20 protein-coding genes are annotated in these 21,612 nt (G+C 38.9%); 19 read left to right on the plus strand and 1 reads right to left on the minus strand.

All coding sequences use genetic code 11. The features are described from left to right. Position 1 precedes the first annotated feature (1 nt). The 10 genes from lspA to pyrE all read left to right on the plus strand — a co-directional run bounded on the left by lspA (position 2) and on the right by pyrE (position 8,607). Positions 2 to 481 (plus strand): signal peptidase II, encoded by a 480-nt coding sequence (gene lspA / locus V6E76_RS09700; RefSeq protein WP_026867542.1) that lies wholly within the window; start codon positions 2 to 4, stop codon positions 479 to 481. Continuing rightward, positions 478 to 1,383: an RluA family pseudouridine synthase gene (locus V6E76_RS09705; RefSeq protein WP_247352396.1), complete on the plus strand. Its 906-nt coding sequence runs from the start codon at positions 478 to 480 to the stop codon at positions 1,381 to 1,383. Before lspA ends, V6E76_RS09705 begins: the two co-directional genes overlap by 4 nt. A gap of 216 nt (positions 1,384 to 1,599) precedes the next feature. Next, the gene (pyrR, locus tag V6E76_RS09710) at positions 1,600 to 2,121 is read left to right on the plus strand and encodes a bifunctional pyr operon transcriptional regulator/uracil phosphoribosyltransferase PyrR (protein ID WP_247352394.1); all 522 of its coding nucleotides are present in this window, start codon (positions 1,600 to 1,602) and stop codon (positions 2,119 to 2,121) included. A gap of 17 nt (positions 2,122 to 2,138) precedes the next feature. Then, positions 2,139 to 3,452 (plus strand): solute carrier family 23 protein, encoded by a 1,314-nt coding sequence (locus V6E76_RS09715; RefSeq protein ID WP_247352393.1) that lies wholly within the window; start codon positions 2,139 to 2,141, stop codon positions 3,450 to 3,452. Next, positions 3,453 to 4,373, plus strand: a complete 921-nt coding sequence (locus tag V6E76_RS09720; protein ID WP_247352391.1) for an aspartate carbamoyltransferase catalytic subunit — start codon at positions 3,453 to 3,455, stop codon at positions 4,371 to 4,373. It begins immediately after the preceding gene. Continuing rightward, entirely contained in the window at positions 4,336 to 5,604 is a 1,269-nt protein-coding gene (gene pyrC, locus V6E76_RS09725) for a dihydroorotase (protein WP_247352389.1), read from the plus strand. Before V6E76_RS09720 ends, pyrC begins: the two co-directional genes overlap by 38 nt. A 14-nt stretch (positions 5,605 to 5,618) precedes the next feature. Next, entirely contained in the window at positions 5,619 to 6,383 is a 765-nt protein-coding gene (locus V6E76_RS09730) for a dihydroorotate dehydrogenase electron transfer subunit (RefSeq protein WP_247352387.1), read from the plus strand. Next, the gene (locus V6E76_RS09735) at positions 6,380 to 7,291 is read left to right on the plus strand and encodes a dihydroorotate dehydrogenase (protein WP_247352384.1); all 912 of its coding nucleotides are present in this window, start codon (positions 6,380 to 6,382) and stop codon (positions 7,289 to 7,291) included. The genes V6E76_RS09730 and V6E76_RS09735 overlap by 4 nt, the downstream gene beginning before the upstream one ends. 13 nt (positions 7,292 to 7,304) lie before the next feature. After that, positions 7,305 to 8,000, plus strand: coding sequence for an orotidine-5'-phosphate decarboxylase (gene pyrF, locus V6E76_RS09740; RefSeq protein WP_247352383.1), 696 nt, complete (start codon positions 7,305 to 7,307; stop codon positions 7,998 to 8,000). A gap of 1 nt (position 8,001) precedes the next feature. Then, positions 8,002 to 8,607, plus strand: coding sequence for an orotate phosphoribosyltransferase (pyrE, locus tag V6E76_RS09745; protein ID WP_247352381.1), 606 nt, complete (start codon positions 8,002 to 8,004; stop codon positions 8,605 to 8,607). A gap of 382 nt (positions 8,608 to 8,989) precedes the next feature. Here the strand turns inward: pyrE and V6E76_RS09750 are convergent, their stop codons facing one another. Continuing rightward, the gene (locus tag V6E76_RS09750; RefSeq protein WP_247352378.1) at positions 8,990 to 10,678 is read right to left on the minus strand and encodes an Rqc2 family fibronectin-binding protein; all 1,689 of its coding nucleotides are present in this window, start codon (positions 10,676 to 10,678) and stop codon (positions 8,990 to 8,992) included. A 130-nt stretch (positions 10,679 to 10,808) separates the two neighbouring features. On the opposite strand from V6E76_RS09750, the gene gmk reads away from it, so the two are divergent. From gmk to V6E76_RS09795, 9 genes are all read left to right on the plus strand, one after another. Next, positions 10,809 to 11,432, plus strand: a complete 624-nt coding sequence (gene gmk, locus V6E76_RS09755) for a guanylate kinase (protein ID WP_247352376.1) — start codon at positions 10,809 to 10,811, stop codon at positions 11,430 to 11,432. After that, positions 11,432 to 11,626, plus strand: coding sequence for a DNA-directed RNA polymerase subunit omega (gene rpoZ, locus V6E76_RS09760; protein WP_247352374.1), 195 nt, complete (start codon positions 11,432 to 11,434; stop codon positions 11,624 to 11,626). The genes gmk and rpoZ overlap by 1 nt, the downstream gene beginning before the upstream one ends. A gap of 55 nt (positions 11,627 to 11,681) precedes the next feature. Further along, entirely contained in the window at positions 11,682 to 12,869 is a 1,188-nt protein-coding gene (coaBC, locus tag V6E76_RS09765; RefSeq protein WP_247352372.1) for a bifunctional phosphopantothenoylcysteine decarboxylase/phosphopantothenate--cysteine ligase CoaBC, read from the plus strand. Then, on the plus strand, positions 12,869 to 15,250 hold the full coding sequence (gene priA / locus V6E76_RS09770; RefSeq protein ID WP_247352369.1) for a primosomal protein N': 2,382 nt from the start codon (positions 12,869 to 12,871) through the stop codon (positions 15,248 to 15,250). The genes coaBC and priA overlap by 1 nt, the downstream gene beginning before the upstream one ends. Before the next feature lie 10 nt (positions 15,251 to 15,260). Continuing rightward, the gene (gene fmt / locus V6E76_RS09775) at positions 15,261 to 16,208 is read left to right on the plus strand and encodes a methionyl-tRNA formyltransferase (RefSeq protein ID WP_026867556.1); all 948 of its coding nucleotides are present in this window, start codon (positions 15,261 to 15,263) and stop codon (positions 16,206 to 16,208) included. Beyond that, on the plus strand, positions 16,198 to 17,499 hold the full coding sequence (gene rsmB, locus V6E76_RS09780; RefSeq protein WP_247352367.1) for a 16S rRNA (cytosine(967)-C(5))-methyltransferase RsmB: 1,302 nt from the start codon (positions 16,198 to 16,200) through the stop codon (positions 17,497 to 17,499). The genes fmt and rsmB overlap by 11 nt, the downstream gene beginning before the upstream one ends. Positions 17,500 to 17,521: 22 nt before the next feature. Continuing rightward, complete coding sequence (locus V6E76_RS09785) at positions 17,522 to 18,268, plus strand: Stp1/IreP family PP2C-type Ser/Thr phosphatase (RefSeq protein ID WP_156889186.1); 747 nt, start codon at positions 17,522 to 17,524, stop codon at positions 18,266 to 18,268. 11 nt (positions 18,269 to 18,279) lie between these two features. Continuing rightward, a complete protein-coding gene (gene pknB / locus V6E76_RS09790) occupies positions 18,280 to 20,244 on the plus strand; it encodes a Stk1 family PASTA domain-containing Ser/Thr kinase (RefSeq protein WP_499797804.1) in 1,965 nt (654 codons plus the stop codon). Positions 20,245 to 20,314: 70 nt separating this feature from the next. Further along, positions 20,315 to 21,583 (plus strand): cytochrome P450, encoded by a 1,269-nt coding sequence (locus tag V6E76_RS09795; RefSeq protein WP_247352363.1) that lies wholly within the window; start codon positions 20,315 to 20,317, stop codon positions 21,581 to 21,583. Positions 21,584 to 21,612: the final 29 nt, after the last annotated feature.

Consider the following 21,612-nt stretch of genomic DNA (forward strand, 5'->3'; position numbering starts at 1 on the left):
TATGAAAAAATATAGAATTGGTCCTATGTTAATCTTAGCCATTGGCATTCTCATCTTTGACCAGGTCACTAAATTCTTAGTCGCGACACAGATGTCGCTCGGAGAATCTATACCGGTTTTTGGAGAAACGCTACAGATTACTTCACATAGAAATAGTGGCGCTGCCTGGGGCATGTTTGAAGGTCGTATGATATTCTTTTACATCATCACAGTTATTGTGATTGGATTCTTAATTTATCTTTATAAAACAGAGGCAAACAACAATCTGATGATGCAAATCGGTATTGCTATGTTGTTAGCAGGTGCTATCGGTAACTTTATAGACCGATTACTGTTTCAAGAGGTGGTCGACTTTGTCGATGTGTTGATTATCAATTATGATTTTCCAATATTTAATGTAGCAGATAGTGCCTTAACAGTCGGCGTCATTATTCTATTAATCGAAGTATTTATAACGGGGAAAGGTAAGGAAACGAAATGACATTAATTATTGAAAGTTCCAATCAAGGCGATCGTCTAGATACGTTGCTCTCTAAAACCGAACCCGATACGTCACGAACAGACATTCAAAATAGAATTAAATCTGGCCATATTACAGTCAATGGTCAAACTGTAAAATCAAATTATAAGGTGAAAACAGGCGATGAAATTGAGTTTCTAGAGAGAGAAACGATAGTGTCTGATATCACGCCTGAGAATTTAAATTTGAATATAATCTATGAAGATGAAGATGTAGCCGTTGTGGATAAACCGCGCGGTATGGTTGTTCACCCTGCTGCTGGTCATGCAACTGGAACACTCGTCAATGGACTGATGTATCAATTGGATAATCTTTCTGGTATTAACGGAGAACTCCGTCCTGGTATTGTCCATCGTATTGATAAGGATACGTCTGGCTTATTGATGGTTGCTAAAAATGATGTGGCACATAGAGCCTTGGTTGAACAACTTATGGATAAGACAGTGACGAGAAAGTATACAGCCCTTGTTCACGGTGTGATACCGCATAATTTAGGTACAGTTGAAGCGCCAATTGGGCGCAATCCTAAGGAACGACAGGATATGGCCGTTGTCGATGACGGTAAGGATGCTGTTACGCACTTCAATGTTATTGACCGCTTTAAAGATTTTACCCTTGTTGAATGTATCCTAGAAACAGGTCGTACACACCAGATTAGGGTACACATGAAGTATATTGGTTATCCTTTAGCTGGAGATCCTAAGTACGGACCGAGAAAAACAATAGACACTGATGGTCAGTTACTTCATGCAGGTGTGATCGGTTTTAATCATCCTAAAACAGGTGAGTATTTAGAGTTTAAGCAGCCATTACCTGAGTACTTCACACGTGAACTAGATGAATTAAAACGAACAGAAAGTTAAAAGTTTTGTTGACTTAAGATAAGTCGATTGTTATGATGGTTTCAATCAAATGAATACGAAGTCTTTAAATTTTAGTCCTGTGAGGCTAAGAAGACGTGACGCGCACATGGAAAACCACCTAGAATAGGTGTGTCTTTTCCATGTGATAATAGAGCATATCTATATACTCATGTCTTCGGACATGAGTATTTTTTTTATAAATTTGGAGGGAATAAAATGTCAGTCAAGATAATAATGGATGAAGCACAAATTAATCGGGCAATTACCCGCATGTCACATGAAATTTTAGAAAAACATAAAGGGCCTGAGAACATCGTCATACTTGGAGTAAAAACGCGAGGTGAGCACTTAGCAAGGCGCATCACTGAAAAAATTGAGTCAATAGAAGGCGTAAAAATCCCAACCGGAACAATCGACATTAGCGGTTATCGAGATGATCGACCAGAAGATGCGAAGTCAAGTGATGCAGTGATTACTGAGGCAGATTATACAGATAAAAATGTAGTGATTGTCGATGACGTATTAGAAACAGGACGCACCATTAGAGCAGCTATCGATGCGATTTTAAACTTAGCTCGACCAAAGACCATTTCACTTTCCATATTAGTTGATAGAGGCCATAGAGAACTCCCAATTCGCCCAGACTATATCGGTAAAAATATACCGACATCTAAAAGTGAGAAGGTCATTGTAAAGGTTGACGAAGTCGACGGGGAAACGAGCGTCACAATCCAATAGTAAAAGGAGATGTACACATGTCAGGTAAAACGACCGAAGATGCCTTATTTGAAAGAACGGTGGAACCAAAGTTAGATGTTCATGAAAGACCCAAACCGCTACAAGGGCTATTGCTCAGTTCACAGCACCTCTTCGCTATGTTCGGTGCCACAGTACTAGTACCCTTCTTAACTGGGTTACCAGTCAGCGCGGCACTGATTGCAAGTGGAATCGGGACACTGATTTATATTCTTGTCACCAAGGGACAGATACCAGCTTACCTCGGTTCAAGTTTTGCTTTTATACTACCGATTACGATTGCACTCGGTGCGAATAGCCTTGGTGAAGTATTGACTGCGCTCTTCTTTAGTGGTGTGCTCTACGTATTGATAGGCTTCATAATAAAGCTCGCTGGTACCGATTGGATCATGAAAATGTTACCGCCGATAGTTGTAGGACCAGTCATTATGGTGATTGGACTTGGCTTGGCTCCAGTTGCAGTGGATATGGCCATGTACACGGACTCAGGGAATCAGCAAGGTTACAGCATGACTTATATTACTGTCGCTCTAATTACCTTGGTGATTACAATTTTAGCTTCCATATTCTTAAAAGGTGTACTCGGCTTGATACCGATACTAATCGGTATAGTCGGAGGGTACATTACAGCCTTAATCTTCGGCATCGTCGACTTGAGTATTATCAGAGACACGGGTTGGTTTGTTTTACCTGACTTGTACGTACCGTTTGTAGACTACACACCAGCGATGAATATCGGACTCTTCATCGTCATGCTACCAATCGTCTTCGTAACGATTTCAGAGCACATTGGACACCAAGTGGTCATCAATAAGATTGTCGGCAGGAACTTCTTTAAAAAACCTGGTCTACACCGTTCGCTCTTAGGTGATGGTCTTGCGACCATGTTTGCGAGCACGATTGGCGGTCCACCAACAACAACTTATGGTGAAAACATTGGGGTGCTTGCGATAACGAGAATTTTTTCGATCTGGGTTATCGGCGGGGCGGCTGTACTTGCAATCATCCTCGGCTTTGTTGGTAAATTTACAGCCGTAGTTCAAAGTATCCCTTCACCAGTCATGGGAGGGGTATCCATCCTGCTATTCGGGATCATCGCAGCCAGTGGTTTACGCATGCTCATAGATGCGAGAACTGACCTTGATAACAAGAGAAATCTCGTCATCGCGTCGGTCATACTCGTCATCGGTATCGGTAAGGCGCATCTAGATTTCACTATAGGAAACATTCCTTTTAACTTAGAGGGCATGGCCTTAGCAGCCTTAGCAGGCATAATATTAAATCTAATTTTACCTAACAAGGAGATGGACTAAATGAAAAACTTATTATCAATGGAAGAAGTTAACGTAAATGACATTGAAGCTTTAATTACGAGAGCATTAGAGATTAAATACGGTAAGCCAGTGATGAAGTTAAACGATAAAACCGTCGTCAACTTGTTCTATGAAAACTCAACGCGTACAAAGGTCAGCTTTGAAATGGCTGAGAAAAACTTGAACCTAACCCAGCTACCTTTTGATATCGCAACGAGTTCAGTGTCTAAGGGAGAATCGCTCTACGATACATGTAAAACACTAGAAGCAATTGGAGCGGATGCACTGATCATTAGACATCCTGATAATAAGTATTATCAAGAATTAGATAATATCAATATTCCCATAATCAACGGCGGTGACGGCAGTGGTTCACACCCAACACAGTCACTTTTAGATATGATGACCATCTATGAAAACTTAGGTAGGATTGCAGGCTTAAAAATTGCGATTGTAGGTGATATCAAGCACTCGAGAGTCGCTAAATCAAATGCACAGGCGCTTTCTAAAATGGGTGCAGACGTCTATTTCTCAGGACCAGAAGTCCTGCAAGAAGCGTCACTCAATGTACCTTATATCGATTTAGATGAAGCAGTTAAAACATGTGATGTTGTTATGCTACTTAGAGTACAGCATGAACGACATGAATCTTTTGAAGAGATGGATAAGTCAGAGTACAACCGCTTATACGGCATGAATGAAAAACGCTTAAAGGAAATGAAAGATCACGCCATTATTATGCACCCTGCACCTATGAATAGAGGTGTTGAAATAACAGATAGCCTGGTTGAATGCGAAAAAAGTGTCATCTTTGAACAGATGTCAAACGGTGTTTTCATGCGTATGAGTATTTTAGAACGTGTACTGGAAGGAGAAGAATCATATGTCAATGCTACTAAAGCACGCTACGCTCTTATATAAAGGGTCTGAAATTACGAGAGATGTTCGTATAGAAGATGGTATTGTCACTGAAATTGGTGAATCATTAACTGGCGTTGACAAAGAGATTGATTGTTCAGGGAAACTTTTATCTGCAGGATTTGTCGATGTCCATGTTCATCTAAGAGAACCAGGTTTTGAACATAAAGAAACTGTTGCAACAGGCACAAAGGCTGCTGCTCGTGGTGGCTTTACAACCATCTGTCCAATGCCAAACACATCCCCAATCATTGATTCTATCGAAGAACTTAATAAGCTTAATGCAATTATAGAAAGAGATGCAGTGATTGAGGTATTGCCTTATGTGTCGATTACAAAAGGGTTACAAGGGGATACGCTCGTTGATTTCCCTGCCTTAAAGAAAGCTGGCGCATTTGCATTTACTGACGATGGAGTCGGTGTCCAAAGTGCGGATATGATGTACCGTGCTATGCAAAAGGCTAGTGAAATTGATATGCCTATTGTCGCGCATACAGAAGAAAATTCTCTTATATACGGTGGTGTCATTCACCAGGGTAAGATAAGTGAAAAATTAGATATTCCTGGTATCCCATCGATTACAGAAGCTGTTCAGATCGCAAGAGACGTCCTCTTAGCTGAAGCGGCAGATTGTCATTATCATGTCTGTCACGTTTCAACGAAAGAAAGTGTTCGAGTGATTAGAGATGCGAAACGTGCAGGAATTAAAGTTACTGCTGAAGTCACACCGCACCATTTAGTTTTAGACGAAAATGATATTACAACGCGAGACCCTAACTTTAAGATGAACCCACCACTTAGAGCATCAACAGATAAACAAGCGCTAATAGAAGGGCTCTTAGACGGGACGATTGATTTTATTGCCACTGATCATGCACCTCATCATGAAGATGAGAAGAATGTAGGCATATTAAAAGCGCCATTTGGTATTACCGGAAGTGAAAATGCCTTCCAGTTACTATACACGAGACTTGTACAAACAGGCGTCTTTACACTCGAACAACTGCTTGATTGGTTGACAGTAAGACCTGCTGAAGTTTTCAACTTAGATCGCGGGAAGTTAGAGGTTGGTCAACGAGCAGACTTAACTTTAATTGATTTAGAAAAAACCTATACCTTAAATAAAAAAGACTTTTTATCGAAATCGCAGAACACGCCTTTTGATGGTGTGGAACTAAACAGTGATATTGTCTTAACTATATCTCAAGGTCGTATCGTCTACCAAAATATGTGAAACAGGGGTGCCTCATGCTTAGAGAAGGTAAAGTGGTTGCTAAAAGTTACATAGCAAGAGATGTGTTTGAGTTTGTTATTGCAGTCGACCTCAAAAATATAGAAATTAGACCTGGCCAATTTGTGCATGTACGGGTCTCGGAATCGACAGAACACGTCTTAAGACGACCGATTTCAATTTCTTCTGTTGATACAATCAATCATACAATCACGCTTGTTTTTAGAGCTGGTGACCAAACGAGCGGTACTAATAAAATAGCACTAACTGCTGTCGGTGAGCATCTAGACCTATTGTTACCTCTAGGAAATGGCTATAAGTTAGATGATGTCAACCAAGGAGATAGTGTCCTCATTATCGGTGGAGGCATTGGTGTACCGCCACTCTACGAATTGTCTAAAAGATTAAATGATAGAGGGTTAAGGACGACACATATTCTCGGCTTTAACAGTGAAAAAGATGTGTTTTACGAAGATAAATTTAAAGCGCTTGGTGAAACTTATATTGCCACTGCTGATGGTTCTTATGGCAATCCTGGCTTTGTCACAGATGTCATTGAAGAAATCGGTGACGCTTTTGATAAGTTTTACGCTTGTGGTCCGAAGGTAATGTTAAAAGTCCTAGATGAAACATTAGTTATCGATGGCTATATTTCCTTAGAAGAACGAATGGGTTGTGGCATCGGGGTGTGTTATGCCTGTGTGTGTCAAAGTAGGAAACAAGGGCAGCTTAAAATATGTACAGATGGACCAGTATTTGAAAAGGGAGCGATTATTCTATGAATCACAAATTAAAGGTCTCTTTACCTGGTCTAGACTTAAAAAATCCTGTCATGCCGGCTTCTGGTTGCTTTAGTTTTGGACAGGAATTCAGTAAACTATACAACTTATCTGAACTTGGCGCCATTATGATTAAGGCTGCAACAGAAGAAGAACGAGCGGGTAATTTAACACCTCGTGTAGCAGAAACATCAAGTGGTATGTTGAATGCAATTGGTCTACAGAACCCTGGTGTTGATCATATTATAGAAAACGAATTAAAATTTCTAGATACATACGATGTACCTATCATTGCTAATGTTGCGGGCACAATAATCGAAGATTATGTTGAGGTTGCAAGAAAAATTTCAGCTTCACCTACAGTAAAGGCTTTGGAATTAAATATATCTTGCCCAAATGTTAAAGAAGGTGGCATCCAATTTGGAACAGATCCAAAGACGGCAAAAGAATTAACACGGGCTGTTAAAGAAGTCAGTCAAAAGCCGGTCTATGTAAAACTTTCACCAAATGTTACAAGTATTGTTGAGATGGCAAAAAGTGTGAGTGAGTATGCTGATGGTCTAACGATGATCAATACCTTAGTGGGTATGAAGCTCGATAGTAACGGAAAACCATTGCTCAATAATAAGACTGGCGGACTCAGTGGGCCAGCTATAAAACCTGTTGCAATCAATATGGTCTATCAAGTGCGTCAAGCACTACCAGATATACCAATTATCGCTATGGGTGGGATTAGTAACGTTGATGACATTATTGATTTCATCAGTGTGGGCGCCGATGCGGTTGCAATAGGGACAATGAATTTTACGAATCCTTTTATTTGTAAGGAGCTTATCGAGCTTTTATCAAAAAAAGTGAGTGACATGAATTTAAACCACATACACGATATTAAAGGACGCGCACTTGTCTAAGAGGAGAAATATAATGACGAATTCACTAATTATCGCTTTGGATTATCCAAACTTAAAAGAAGCAAAACAGTTTTTAAATCATTTCGATGAGCCGCTCTATGTCAAAGTTGGCATGGAATTATACATGCAAGAAGGTGCGAATGTGATTTCTTATCTAAAGGGTGCGGGCCATCAGGTGTTTTTAGATTTAAAACTACATGATATTCCGACAACTGTAGAGAGAACGATGGCAGTCTTAGGTCATTTAGATGTTGATATGATCAATGTTCACGCTCAAGGTGGCTTCGACATGATGAGCAGAGCAAGTGTAGCTTTTAAAGCAGCAAATCAGAACGGCAAGATTATTGCAGTGACGCAATTGACATCTTTTGATGAAAAAACGATGCAAAAAGAACAGCAAACATCACTTTCTATGACAGACAGCGTCTTACATTATGCCAAGCTTGCCTATAAAGCTGGTTTGGATGGGGTGGTGTCATCACCATTAGAAAGTCGCTTGATTCATAACGAGATTGCTGATGATTTTTTAACAGTCACACCAGGCATACGTTTGACTAACAATAAGGCGGATGATCAGGTACGTGTTGTCACACCAGAACGTGCACGACTGCTAACTTCGGATTATATTGTCGTCGGTCGACCAATTACGGGAAGTGATGATCCAAGAAGTGCGTATCATCATATTAAACAACTATGGGAGGGTAAGTAAATTGTCTAAAGAAATTGCCAAAATACTACTAAAACTTGGTGCGGTTAAGCTATCGACACGTGAAACCTTTACATGGGCAAGCGGGATAAAGTCTCCAATCTATTGCGATAACAGACAAATTTTAGGAGACATTAATTCCCATAGAACAGTTATTGAAAAGTTTAAAAGTTTGGCAGGAAGATACGGCGCTATTGATGTAGTAGCCGGAACAGCAACAGCGGGTATACCGCATGCCACATTGTTAGCAGATCGATTAGACTTACCTTCCGCATATGTAAGAAGCAGTAAAAAATCACACGGCACAGGACGCCAAATAGAAGGGGCGCCGGTCGCTGGTAAAAATGTATTATTGATTGAAGATTTGATTTCGACCGGCGGCTCCAGTCTTAATGCAGTTGTAGCTTTAAAAGAAGAAGGTGCCAATGTTGTCGGCGTACTTGCTATATTTTCTTACGGTATTGCAGGAGTAGAAGAAAAATTCTCCAAAGCAGACTGTAAATTAGAGGTGCTGACTAATTTAGATACGATTTTAAGAGAAGCGGTTGATTGTGGCGTCATTAATTCAGATGAGCATGCTCAGATTTTAGAATTTAGAGATGGATTGTAAGGTCTTGTGCCACTGTGAATCTGACAGTGGCGTGATTATGTATTATTGCGCCACTGTGGTCTCGACAATGGCGTGATTATGTATTATTGCGCCACTGTGGAGTTGACAGCGGCGTGATTATGGATTATTGCGCAACTGTGATCTCGACAATGGCGTGATTATGTATTATTGTGCCACTGTAGTCTCGACAGTGACGTGATTATGGATTATTGCGCCATTGTAGTCTCGACAGTGACGTGATTATGGATTATTGCGCCACTGTGATCTCGACAATGGCGTGATTATGGATTATTGTGCCACTGTGGAGTTGACAGCGGCCCGCCAAACAAAAATCGGCTCACTGTAAAACACACAGTGAGCCGACCTAAAATAAGATCAATATTTATTTTTCCATCGCTTTAATTTTGTCGCTATCTGGAGTCACATTAACTGTCGTCTGTTCTGAATAGCTAACAAAGCCTGGTTTCGTGCCCGGTATGTTTTTAACATGTTTGACTTCTGTATAGTCAACCGGTACTCCAGCAGATTGGCCTGCCTTAGAATAATATGCAGCTAACATTGCTGCTTCTAATATATCCGCTTCTTCTATATCATTCGCATTATGTGCAATAACGACGTGTGAACCTGGAATATCTTTAGTGTGGAACCACAGATGGTTGTTCTGAGCTTGACGGTTAGTTAGGTAGTCATTTTGTTTATTATTTTTACCGACAAAGACAGGTAAGCCGTTTGATGTCACAAATTCATGTAGCTGAATCTTTTTCTGTTTCTTTTTCTTCTTAGATTTTTGTGCTTTTATGATTTTCTCTTCTACAAGCTCTTGTCTAATTTCCTCTACTTCATCTTCTGTCGAAATATTCTCCATCTGATGCAGTAAATTATTAAAGTATTCAACATCCATATGCGCAATTTTTAGCTGTTCTTCAGCAATCTTTTCCCTATTTTTCAACTTATTATATCGGTTGTAATAGTACTGTGCATTTTCTGATGGTGACCGTTGTTGATCTAAAGGAATATCGATTTCTTCATTTGTGTAATAGTCGAGTACCTTAACATTTTCTTGAAATGGTTTAATCGTGTGCATATATGCCGTTATCAATTCACCATACTTTTGATATTTGTCTTTTTCTTTTGCTTCTTTTAGATCATCTTTAAGCTTGTCAATCTTCCTAAGTGTCTTATCATGCTCACGTTCTATCACTTGATAGTAGTCAGACGCCTTTTGTTTAATCATACTTTTTTTAGCTCTCTGATGGTAAAACTCATCCATAAGTTCACTTAAATTATCGTATGTTTTTGTTGGATTTCCAAGATGGTGGAGTCTAGTAAAATAAAAGGCAGGTTTGTCAAGATTATAAAAAACGGGTTCCACTTTTTGGCTTTCATCCAAGGTATCTTTAATCGCATCGACGATATTTTCCTTATTAAAATAGGTTACCTTAGACTCAACTTCTTTTATAAAGAGTGGGCTGAAGCCCTCGATATGATTTAAAATTTGCTTGTTGACCTTACCCTTATTCCAATCGATAAACTTCGGTAGCTCGTCAATTTCTGAAGTTCTTGGATTTAGCTTCTTACCTGTCGGCGGTTTTTCGTAACTAAAGCCTGGCATGATAGTACGTGCATTATTGTTTGGTGTGAGGTGTTTGATACTTTCAATAATTTTATAGGTTTGATCAGTAAGAATTATATTTGAGTGACGTCCCATAATTTCTAAAATTAAAATTCTTTCGATATCATCGCCAATATCATTTATAGCACGTATATGAATATGAACAATTCTATCGTTACCTTGTTGTTCTACTGAAGTGATGATGCCACCCTCGATGTGTTTTCTTAATACTCGAGTAAACATTGGGGGTTCAAATGGAAATTCATATTTTTCTGCAGTAATATGAAATCTTGAGAACATCGGATGACTACTGATTAATAACTGATGGTTTTTACCAGCCGCACGCATTTTAAAGAGAAGGGTAGTCTGGTCCATTTGATGTATTTTATTAATTTTACCACTCACTAGAAATTGTAATTCGTCTACAAGTGCATGTGTAAAATTTCCGTCTAATGCCATGGGTATTCCTCCTCAAAATGATTACATATTATTTTATCATGAATGTCGGGTCAATGTCGGCAATATTGATGAAATTTCAGATGATCTATGATACATTAAGAAGTAATCAAAATTAGAAAGGTTACATTCCATGGTATCTGATAAAGGATTGCTCATCGTACTCTCAGGACCTTCTGGTGTCGGAAAAGGCACAGTTCGTAAAGCTATTTTCGATCATCCTGAGACCAACTTTAAATATTCAATTTCAATGACAACAAGAAACAAAAGAGAAGGCGAAGTTGATGGTGTCGATTACTTCTTTAAAACTAGGGAAGAATTTGAAACATTAATTCGTCAAGATAAGTTTATCGAGTACGCAGAATACGTCGGTAATTATTACGGTACTCCAGTGGATTATGTAAAAGAAACGACTGCTAATGGTCATGATGTCTTTTTAGAAATTGAAGTGGAAGGTGCCAAACAAGTCAGAGAAAAGTTCCCTGAGGCATTGTTTATCTTCTTAGCACCACCAACACTTAGTCAATTAGAAGAACGACTCATCGGCCGTGGAACAGATTCACAAGAAGTCATCGACCACCGCATTAGAGAAGCGAAACGTGAGCTGAACATGATGAATCTTTACGACTATGTCGTAATTAACGACGATGTTACAAAAGCGAGAGAAAGTGTACAGTGCATTGTTGAAGCGAGTCATTTGGAGCGTTCACGTGTAGAAAATAAGTTAAGAAAATTATTATTGGAGGCTAATAATTAATGTTATACCCAGCAGGTCACGAATTAAAAAAACATGTTGATTCAAAATATCTAGTTGTATCTATGGCAGCGAAGCGTGCAAGGGACTTACAAGAGCATCCTGATCGTAAGCTTTTAGACTCATATCGTTCTAAGAAAAATGTTGGCTTTGCATTAGAAGAAATTGCGGCCGGCAAAGTGACAGTAGAAAAATAGTTCAAAAAATAACGCTGACAAGTCATTGTCAGCTTTTTTTAAAGAGGTGGGAAATTTGGCAAATATCGTAATCGGTGTTACAGGCGGCATTGCCAGTTATAAGGCGATCGATTTAACGAGCAAACTTGTTCAAAGAGGCCATGCAGTTCGAGTCGTTTTAACAGATAATACCCAAGAATTCGTTACACCACTCGCTTTTCAAGCTATCAGTCGTAACCATGTCTATACCAACACTTTTTTAGAAGAGGACCCAGCCTCAATTGCACATATTAAAATTGGTGAATGGGCAGATGTAATTGCAGTTGTACCAGTGACTGCAAATACTATAGGGAAATTTGCGAATGGTATCTATGACAACATGTTACTCAATGTACTCGCAGCGAATACTAAGCCGGTATTAATGGCGCCAGCAATGAATGTACACATGCTACATCAGCCTTCAGTACAAAACAATATCGATAAACTGCGTGCACAAGGCGTGACATTCATTGACTCAGAATCAGGCTTTTTAGCATGTGGCTATAATGCTAAAGGACGTTTAGCAGATGTCGTTAAGATTGTGGATAAGCTTGAAGGAATGGTCACAGCAAAACAAGATTTTCTTGGTAAGAAAGTGTTAATTACGGCTGGCCCAACGCGTGAAAAACTCGATCCAATACGTTTCTTATCTAATTTTTCAAGTGGCAAGATGGGTTATAGTATTGCTGAAGCCTTTCAAGCACAGGGAGCAGATGTCACTTTAATAAGTGGGCCAGTCAACCTCCCGACTCCGACTGGAGTTAGAAGAATTGATGTGGAGTCAACAGAGGAAATGTTTGAGGCTGTAAAAGCACAAATGAATAACGATATAGGTGTTTTCACTGCGGCAGTTTCTGACTATACAGTAAAAGATGTAAGTAGTAATAAGATGAAGAAGGTCGATGGTGAGTTACCTTCAATTGAACTTATCGAAACACAAGATATATTAAAATATGTGGGTCACAATTCAAAGAATATGTATGTTGTCGGTTTTGCAGCAGAGACACATGACGTTGAATCATATGCGCTTGGTAAGCTTGAAAGTAAAAAAGCTGACGCAATAATTATGAATGATGTATCAAATCCTGAAATTGGTATGAACTCAGATGACAATGAAGTGACGATGCTATTTAAAGATGGTACAAAACACCCATTACAAAAAATGAGTAAACGTCAATTAGCTGATCAGATATTAGAAGTGTTAAAAGAACGGGTGAAAGATTAATGTATGCATCCGTCATCGTGAGTGTGACTTCAAAAGATGTCAATCGTTTGTTTGACTATAAGGTACCGGATCATTTAAGAAATGTGATTAAAGTCGGACACAGGGTGTTTGTACCCTTTGGTCCGAGACATATCCAAGCATATGTCATGGCGTTAAATGAAATTAGTGATGTCCCTGAAAATAAGGTCAAAGAAATTGTTAAAGTCATGGATGTTGAGCCGGTTCTAACAACAGAATTAGTCGCCTTATCAAAAAAGCTTGCGAACTATTATATAGAACCCTATATATCAGTGATTGAAACGATATTACCAGCAGCCTTGAAGACCAAAGCAAAAAAAGTCTTACATTTAAATGATAATGCGACAGCAGAAGCTCGGTTCATGTATGAATCCTTAAACAATGGTCAACTTATAGAGACGAAAAGTTTATCAACGAAAGAACTTGCATCACTTTTACCCTATATAAATCAGGGTGAGGTTTATGAGGATATTCAACTGAGTCAACATACGAGAAAGAAAACCCAAAAAGCGGTGGAGTCACTCTACCTAAATAAATCAACATTGGAACGTGCACCCAAGCAACTTGAAGCGCTCTATGCTGTTGAACAAGCTGAGGAACCTGTATTATTAAGCGATCTTAAGGACCAAGGATATTCTGAAGCAATTGTTAGAGAATTAGAGAAAAAAGGTTTTGTTAGAAAGTTAGACGTTGTCGTTGAAAGAGACCCGTTTGATGGGAAGGTTTTTGAAGCAGACCAGAAGAAAACCTTAACCAAAGAACAAGATGAAGCATTTAAGTCGATTAACCAAGCAGTTATAGAGGGCCAAATTAACACCTATCTCTTACACGGTGTGACCGGTAGTGGGAAGACTGAGGTATATTTACAACTCATTGAAACAACACTAAAAGAAGGAAAAGAAGCGTTAATGCTCGTACCTGAAATTGCTTTAACACCGCAGATGGTTAACCGTTTTAAGGCGCGTTTTGGTGATGATGTTGCTGTACTGCATTCCGCCTTAAGCCATGGTGAAAAATACGATGAGTGGAGAAAGATTAGTGATGGACGTGCGCGTGTTTCAGTAGGTGCACGTTCTTCCATATTTGCACCTTTTAAAAATATAGGGTTAATTATCATCGATGAAGAGCACGAAACGACCTATAAGCAATCTGAAAGACCGATGTATCATGCTGCTGAAGTGGCAAAATTAAGAGCGGAATTCCATAGTTGTCCAGTCGTCTTAGGCTCAGCGACACCGTCATTAGAAAGTTTTGCTCGTGCACAAAAAGGTGTGTATGATTTATTTACTTTAAGCGAACGTCCAAATATGAATCCATTGCCGACCGCAGAAATTGTCGATATGGCTGAGGAACATAAAGAAGGTAATGCTGGAATTTTATCGGCACGTTTAAAAGAAGCGATTCATTCGAGAATAGACAAAGGTGAACAGACCGTGCTCTTGTTAAACCGACGCGGTTTTGCAAACTTTCAAATCTGCCAAAACTGTGGACATGTACCACAATGTCCGAACTGTGATATTTCCTTAACCTATCATAAGACGAATCAGAGTTTGATGTGTCACTATTGTGGTTATGAGGAAGCGGTCAAGAAGCAGTGTCAAGACTGTGGCGCGAGTGATGTAACCTTTAGAGGGACTGGGACACAAAAAGTTGAAGAAATTTTAAGAGATACTTTTGGTGTCGATATCGTCAGAATGGATGTTGATACTACCCAAAATAAAGGAGCACATGAACAATTACTGAAAACTTTTGAAGAACAAAAAGTTCCCATTCTCCTTGGGACTCAGATGATTGCTAAAGGTTTAGACTATCCCAATGTGACCTTAGTCGGCGTCCTAAACGCAGATACGATGTTAAATTTGCCAGACTTTAGGGCGAATGAACGCACCTTTCAATTGCTCACTCAGGTTGCAGGGCGTGCAGGGCGCCACAGTCTACCTGGAGAGGTCATTTATCAGACGTACAATCCAACGCATTATACAATCACTATGGCTAAGGACAATAACTATATTGATTTTTATAGCAAAGAGATGGACTTTAGAAAGTTTGCGCGTTATTCACCGTATTATTTTCATGTCCTATTCACCATATCTAGTGAGCAGATTAAGGATTGTTTAAATGCAACGACAGATATTCATCAAACGCTTGTTGATAGTGTATCCACTTCTGCTTATATTATCGGACCGTCACCAAGCCCAATTGAAAGGATTAAGAACAAGCATCGCTTTCAAATCCTGTTAAAATATAAGAGAGAGCCTGCCCTGATGGATGTATTAAATCAGCTTGATTTAAAATATACTGAGTTATATAAGAAAAGTGGTATATCATTAAAAATTGATGTCGATCCACAATTCATAATGTAGGAGTTTAATTATGACAAAAATAATATTTATGGGTACACCTGATTTTTCGGTGCCAATTTTAAAAGAACTTCAAAAAGAATACGGTGTTGATTTAGTTATCTCTCAACCTGCTAGACCAGTCGGCAGAAAAAAAGTGCTGACAGATCCACCCGTTGCAGTTGCAGCTAAATTGCTCGGTATAGAGGTGTATCAACCAGAAACAATGCAGACTGATGAAGCCCTTCAAAAGGTAAGTGACATTGAGCCAGACCTAATTATCACCGCTGCATTTGGGCAATTATTACCTGAAAGCGTTCTAGAAGTACCAAGATACGGTGCCTTAAATGTGCATGCTTCACTCCTACCTAAACATAGAGGGGGTGCACCCATTCACCGTGCGATCATGAGCGGTGACTCACATACTGGTGTGACGATTATGTATATGGCGAAAAAACTAGATGCAGGGGATATTATTAGTAGCGAGCGTATTGAAATCAAAGATGAAGATGATACGGGTACCTTATTTAATAAATTAAGTTATGTCGGTGCATCTTTATTGATGAAAACTTTACCTTCAGTTTTAAGTGGAGAAAATGAGAGAACAGAACAAGATCATGACGCAGCAACTTTCAGTGCTAACATTTCTAAAAAGGATGAAATCATTGACTTTACTAAAGACGCAAGAGATGTCTTTAATACAATTAGAGGCTTAAATCCATGGCCTGTTGGACATACGACCTTAGATGATAAACGCTTAAAAATATTTAGTGCGTCCTTAACAAATGAAACAACCAACAAGCCTGCTGGAACAATTGTCAAACTGTCTGACGATGGCTTTTTAGTAGCGACAGGAGATGGTTTACTCATCAATTTAACAGAAGTACAACTCGCTGGTAAAAAGCGTGTAAAAGCCTTAGATTTTATAAATAATCAAAAGAACCTAATAGGGGAAAGACTAGGGGTGGATCATGACAGTTAGAGCAATTGCACTCGACTTATTCGAGGCTGTAATAACGGATAAGGCCTATAGTAATATCGCCTTAAATGAAGCCTTAAGATATGAAGACCTATCAACTGAAGATAAGGGACTTTTGACTGAAATACTATATGGTACCTTACAAAGAAAGTTGACTTTAGAGCACTTTATTAAGCCATTTGTTAGGACTAAGTTAAAACGTTGGCAAAGACACTTACTCCTTATAAGTGTCTATCAATTAGAATATCTAGATAGAGTACCGGATTATGCGGTTATCAATGAAGCGGTGGAAATCGCTAAAGATGAAGGTGGTCCGGGCTCAGCTAAACAAATTAACGGGATATTAAGAGCTTACTTAAGAAGTGAACGTCCTGGTTTTACAAATATTAAAGACGATGCACACAGGTTATCATTAATGTATAGCATGCCTAAATGGATTATTAGACATTGGTTTAAACATTATAGTTATGATGAAACTGAAAAGATTTTAGATGCATTGAATGAGCGTCCACAAATGTATTTAAGAACGAATAAGAAATTAATTGATAGAGATGATTTAATCAAAACATTAACCGCTGAAGGATACATGGTGGCACCATCAGACTTGCATCCCGATGCGATTCGTTTCAATGGACAAAATATTACTTTATCCCAAAGTTATAAAGATGGACTGTTTGCAATACAAGATGTTTCTTCGATGTTTGTAGCTATGGCGCTAAAACCAGAAGATAATGATGTAATATTAGATGCATGTAGTGCACCAGGCGGTAAAGGCATGCATGCTTTAGAGTCGATGCATGGTGGAGAAGTCGTTTTCGCTGACTTACATGACCACAAAATTACATTGATTAACAATGAAGCAACACGTCTAAAACATACCAATTATAAAGCGTTATCAGCAGATGCGAAAAGTTTTGATTACGGTAGACAGTTTGACCGCATTATTGTTGATGCACCGTGTTCAGGACTCGGTGTAATTAAGCGAAAACCTGAAATTAAATATGAACGATCTTCTGACAGTATAGAAGAACTCGTTGAATTACAATTAGAAATACTGGATAATGTAAAAAAACACTTAAAACCTGGTGGGATTTTAATCTATTCAACGTGTACCATTCATCAGTTGGAGAATGAAAATGTTGCTTTTACCTTCAAAAAGAAACACGACGACATAGAGTTTGATGATTTCTCCATTCCAGCTTTTGATTTTACCGGACCGTACCGACAAATCTTACCCTATGAACATGATACAGATGGCTTTTTTATAGCAAGATTTAAGAAGTCACAAAGTTGATCAACGGAAGTGAGGGTTTACCTTGGAAGTAACTTCGAAAAGTATATGTGGACAATTCAGAGAAATAAATGAAGATATGACAGGTTTTTTTACCAACCAAACCGGCCAACAACTGCTGTTAATAGCTGATGGTATGGGCGGGCACCAATATGGTGAAGTGGCGAGTCAATTCGTACATGATAAAATTAAGCACGCTTGGGAAGAGAAGAATTTATTTAATATAGATGAGGCTGAAGCATTTTTAAGAGACCTCGTCGTAAAGACCAACCGTGAACTGTATGACTATCAGGAAGAAAACACTAAGTATAAAGGTATGGGCACGACCTTGGTATTAGTTGCTGTTATAGATACGAGTATGCTCGTCTTGAATGTTGGTGATTCGAGGGCTTATGTTATGAACAATCGTAAGATTGATCAGATTACAGAAGATCATACTTTCGTTAATGTACTTGTTGCCAGTGGTGAGATTACTAAAGAAGAAGCTTTATCGCACCCGAGACGTAATTTGATTACGCGTGCTATGGGTACTGAACCGATGATTCAAGCCGATGTCTTCCGATTAAGAGCACGTCAGTATGACTATGCCTTACTTGCGACAGATGGATTAACGGATATTTTACGACCGGACGAAATTCATAAGTTGATGTACAGTGCTAAGCTCAACTTAGAAGAAAAGGCAGAACACCTAGTTCAATCAGCAGAGGACAATCAATCTCGAGATAATATTAGTATTGTCGTTGCTGACTTGAGACGAGGTGACGGGAATTGATCGGAAAAGTAGTGTCAGAGCGTTATAAAATAGAAAAATATCTCGGCGGCGGCATGAGTTCAGTCTATCAGGCTAAAGATATAATTTTAGATAGAGACGTCGTTGTTAAAATGATTAAATCTGATCCGTTAGACAAAGAGAAGTCAGTAAGAAGATTTCAAAGAGAAGTGGAGAGTACAATCCAGCTTTCTCATCCGAATATTGTGAGCGTAATCGATGTGGATGACACTGAAGAATATCATATTCTTGTGACTGAAGTCGTCCACGGGCCAAACTTAAAAGCGTACATTATGAAAAACAATCCTTTAGATATCGATGAAATAGTCAGTATTGCAATGATGACTTTAAAGGGTATAGAACATGCTCATGATAGAGGGATTATTCACCGAGATATCAAACCTCAAAATTTACTTTTAGATGAAAAAGGCAGAATCAAAATTACTGATTTTGGTATTGCTAAAGCACTGAGTGAGACGCGCATGACTGAAACCAATCAAGTCATAGGGTCGGTACAATATATTTCACCTGAACAAGCGAAAGGGCAAAATACTGATGAACGTACGGATATATATTCTTTTGGCATTATGCTATTTGAATTGTTAACAGGACGTTTACCATATGAAGCTGAGACAGCTGTTTCCGTTGCTTTAAAACACATCTCAGATCCTTTTCCGGACATCAATGATTACAGAGAAATTCCAATCGGTTTAAAAAATATTGTTATGAAGTGTACAGAGAAAGATCCAAGAGATCGTTATCGTCACGCAAATGACGTACTTTCTGCACTCGTACATTATAAAGATATGACAGAACCATATCAGCCGGTTAAAAAAATCACCCAAGACAAGACGGTCGTAACTCCGCCGGTTGTCCCAGTTAAGAAAGAAGAGAAAACAGCGCCTAAACAACAAATGGCAAACTCTCAAGTTGTGAATGAACCAAAAGAAGAAAAACTAAAAAAGAAAAGGCGTAAGTGGCCTTGGATTGCTTTACTTATCTTCTTGTTGTTAGCAAGTTCAGCAAGTGCAGCCTTCTTCTTATGGGATAGAATACCGCCGACTGTAGAGATTGAGAACCTACAAAATATGACAGTCGAAGAAGCTGAATCTTACCTTGAATCGGAGTCTCTGGTCTTAGGTGAGATAGAGGAGACCTATGACGATAACTTTGAAGAGGGTACAATTATAGAAACGACGCCAGTTTCTGGATCCGAAGTTGAAAGAGAAAGTGAAATCGATTTTCTAGTAAGTTTAGGAAAACAACCATTTACAGTTGAAGATTATACAGGTGCGAACTTTGAAGAAACCAAAGCAGCTTTAGAAGAAGCTGGTTTTTCAAATGTGGTCGCTGAGTATGAATATTCTGATCAAGAAGTGGGTACAGTGCTTAGTCAATCTATCGAACAAGATGAAGAAGTTTATCCAGAAGAAGAGACGATGACTTTGACAGTTTCAGAAGGACATGAACCAATACCAATCACTAACTATACAGGTACGGACTTTGACACTGCTAAGTCAGAATTAGAAGCTCAAGGTTTCATCGTAAATGTGACAACAGAAGTTTACAGTGATTCAGTAGCAGAAGGTGCGATAGTTTCTCAAGACCCTTCTTATGGAGATTTTTTACCTGGATCACAAATTAATGTTATCGTGTCATTAGGAGAAGCACCGCCAGAAGAAACGACCTATCAAATTTCACTAAATCTACCATATCCTGAATCATCAATATCTGGTTCTGAAAGTTCAGATTCAAAATCAGAATCAGAGAGTGACTCTGAAGAAGAGGAATCTGAACCTGTGGATGCAAAAATTTATATTGACGATAAGGATAATGGTATAGGTGAAGTAGCAGAGACGATAGAAATTACCGAAGATACGAATCACACAATTTCTCTAGTCCTTGAAGAAGGACAGGATGGATCATACAAAGTAGAAGTTGATGGTGAAGAAGTTATAAATGAAACAGTTGAAAATTAAGTAAATATTGGCATTGGCTTTACTGTTTATATATAATGGTGGAGTACATTCGAATTGGAGGAATGAAATTATGGCAACACTTAAGAGGGATAAGGGCCTAGATAATACTTTGAAAGTATTAAAGCAAGGTTATCTTTACACAACAAATCAGAGAAATCGTCTAAACACATCAGTTTTCCAAACTAAAGCACTCGGTGGTAAACCATTCGTAGTTGTGACTGGTAAGGAAGGCGCTGAAATGTTCTACAACAATGATGTTGTTCAACGTGAAGGCATGTTACCTAAACGTATCGTTAATACGCTTTTTGGTAAAGGTGCAATCCATACGGTAGATGGTAAAAAACACGTAGACAGAAAAGCATTGTTCATGAGCTTGATGACTGAAGGTAACTTGAATTATGTACGAGAATTAACGCGTACATTATGGCATGCGAACACACAACGTATGGAAAGTATGGATGAGGTAAATATTTACCGTGAATCTATCGTACTACTTACAAAAGTAGGAACACGTTGGGCAGGCGTTCAAGCACCACCTGAAGATATCGAAAGAATCGCAACAGACATGGACATCATGATCGATTCATTTAGAGCACTTGGTGGTGTCTTTAAAGGTTACAAGGCATCAAAAGAAGCACGTCGTCGTGTTGAAGATTGGTTAGAAGAACAAATTATTGAGACTCGTAAAGGGAATACTCATCCACCAGAAGGTACAGCACTTTACGAATTTGCACATTGGGAAGACTACTTAGGTAACCCAATGGACTCAAGAACTTGTGCGATTGACTTAATGAACACATTCCGCCCATTAATCGCAATCAACAGATTCGTTTCATTCGGTTTACACGCGATGAACGAAAACCCAATCACACGTGAAAAAATTAAATCAGAACCTGACTATGCATATAAATTCGCTCAAGAAGTTCGTCGTTACTATCCATTCGTTCCATTCCTTCCAGGTAAAGCGAAAGTAGACATCGACTTCCAAGGCGTTACAATTCCTGCAGGTGTAGGTCTTGCATTAGATGTTTATGGTACAACGCATGATGAATCACTTTGGGACGATCCAAATGAATTCCGCCCAGAAAGATTCGAAACTTGGGACGGATCACCATTTGACCTTATTCCACAAGGTGGTGGAGATTACTGGACAAATCACCGTTGTGCAGGTGAATGGATCACAGTAATCATCATGGAAGAAACAATGAAATACTTTGCAGAAAAAATAACTTATGATGTTCCAGAACAAGATTTAGAAGTGGACTTAAACAGTATCCCAGGATACGTTAAGAGTGGCTTTGTAATCAAAAATGTTCGCGAAGTTGTAGACAGAACATAATAATTATAGAAAAAGTGGCAAGCTCCTTT

Origin of the sequence: Jeotgalicoccus huakuii (genome assembly GCF_036665975.1) — a bacterium.
Taxonomy (GTDB): domain Bacteria; phylum Bacillota; class Bacilli; order Staphylococcales; family Salinicoccaceae; genus Jeotgalicoccus; species Jeotgalicoccus marinus.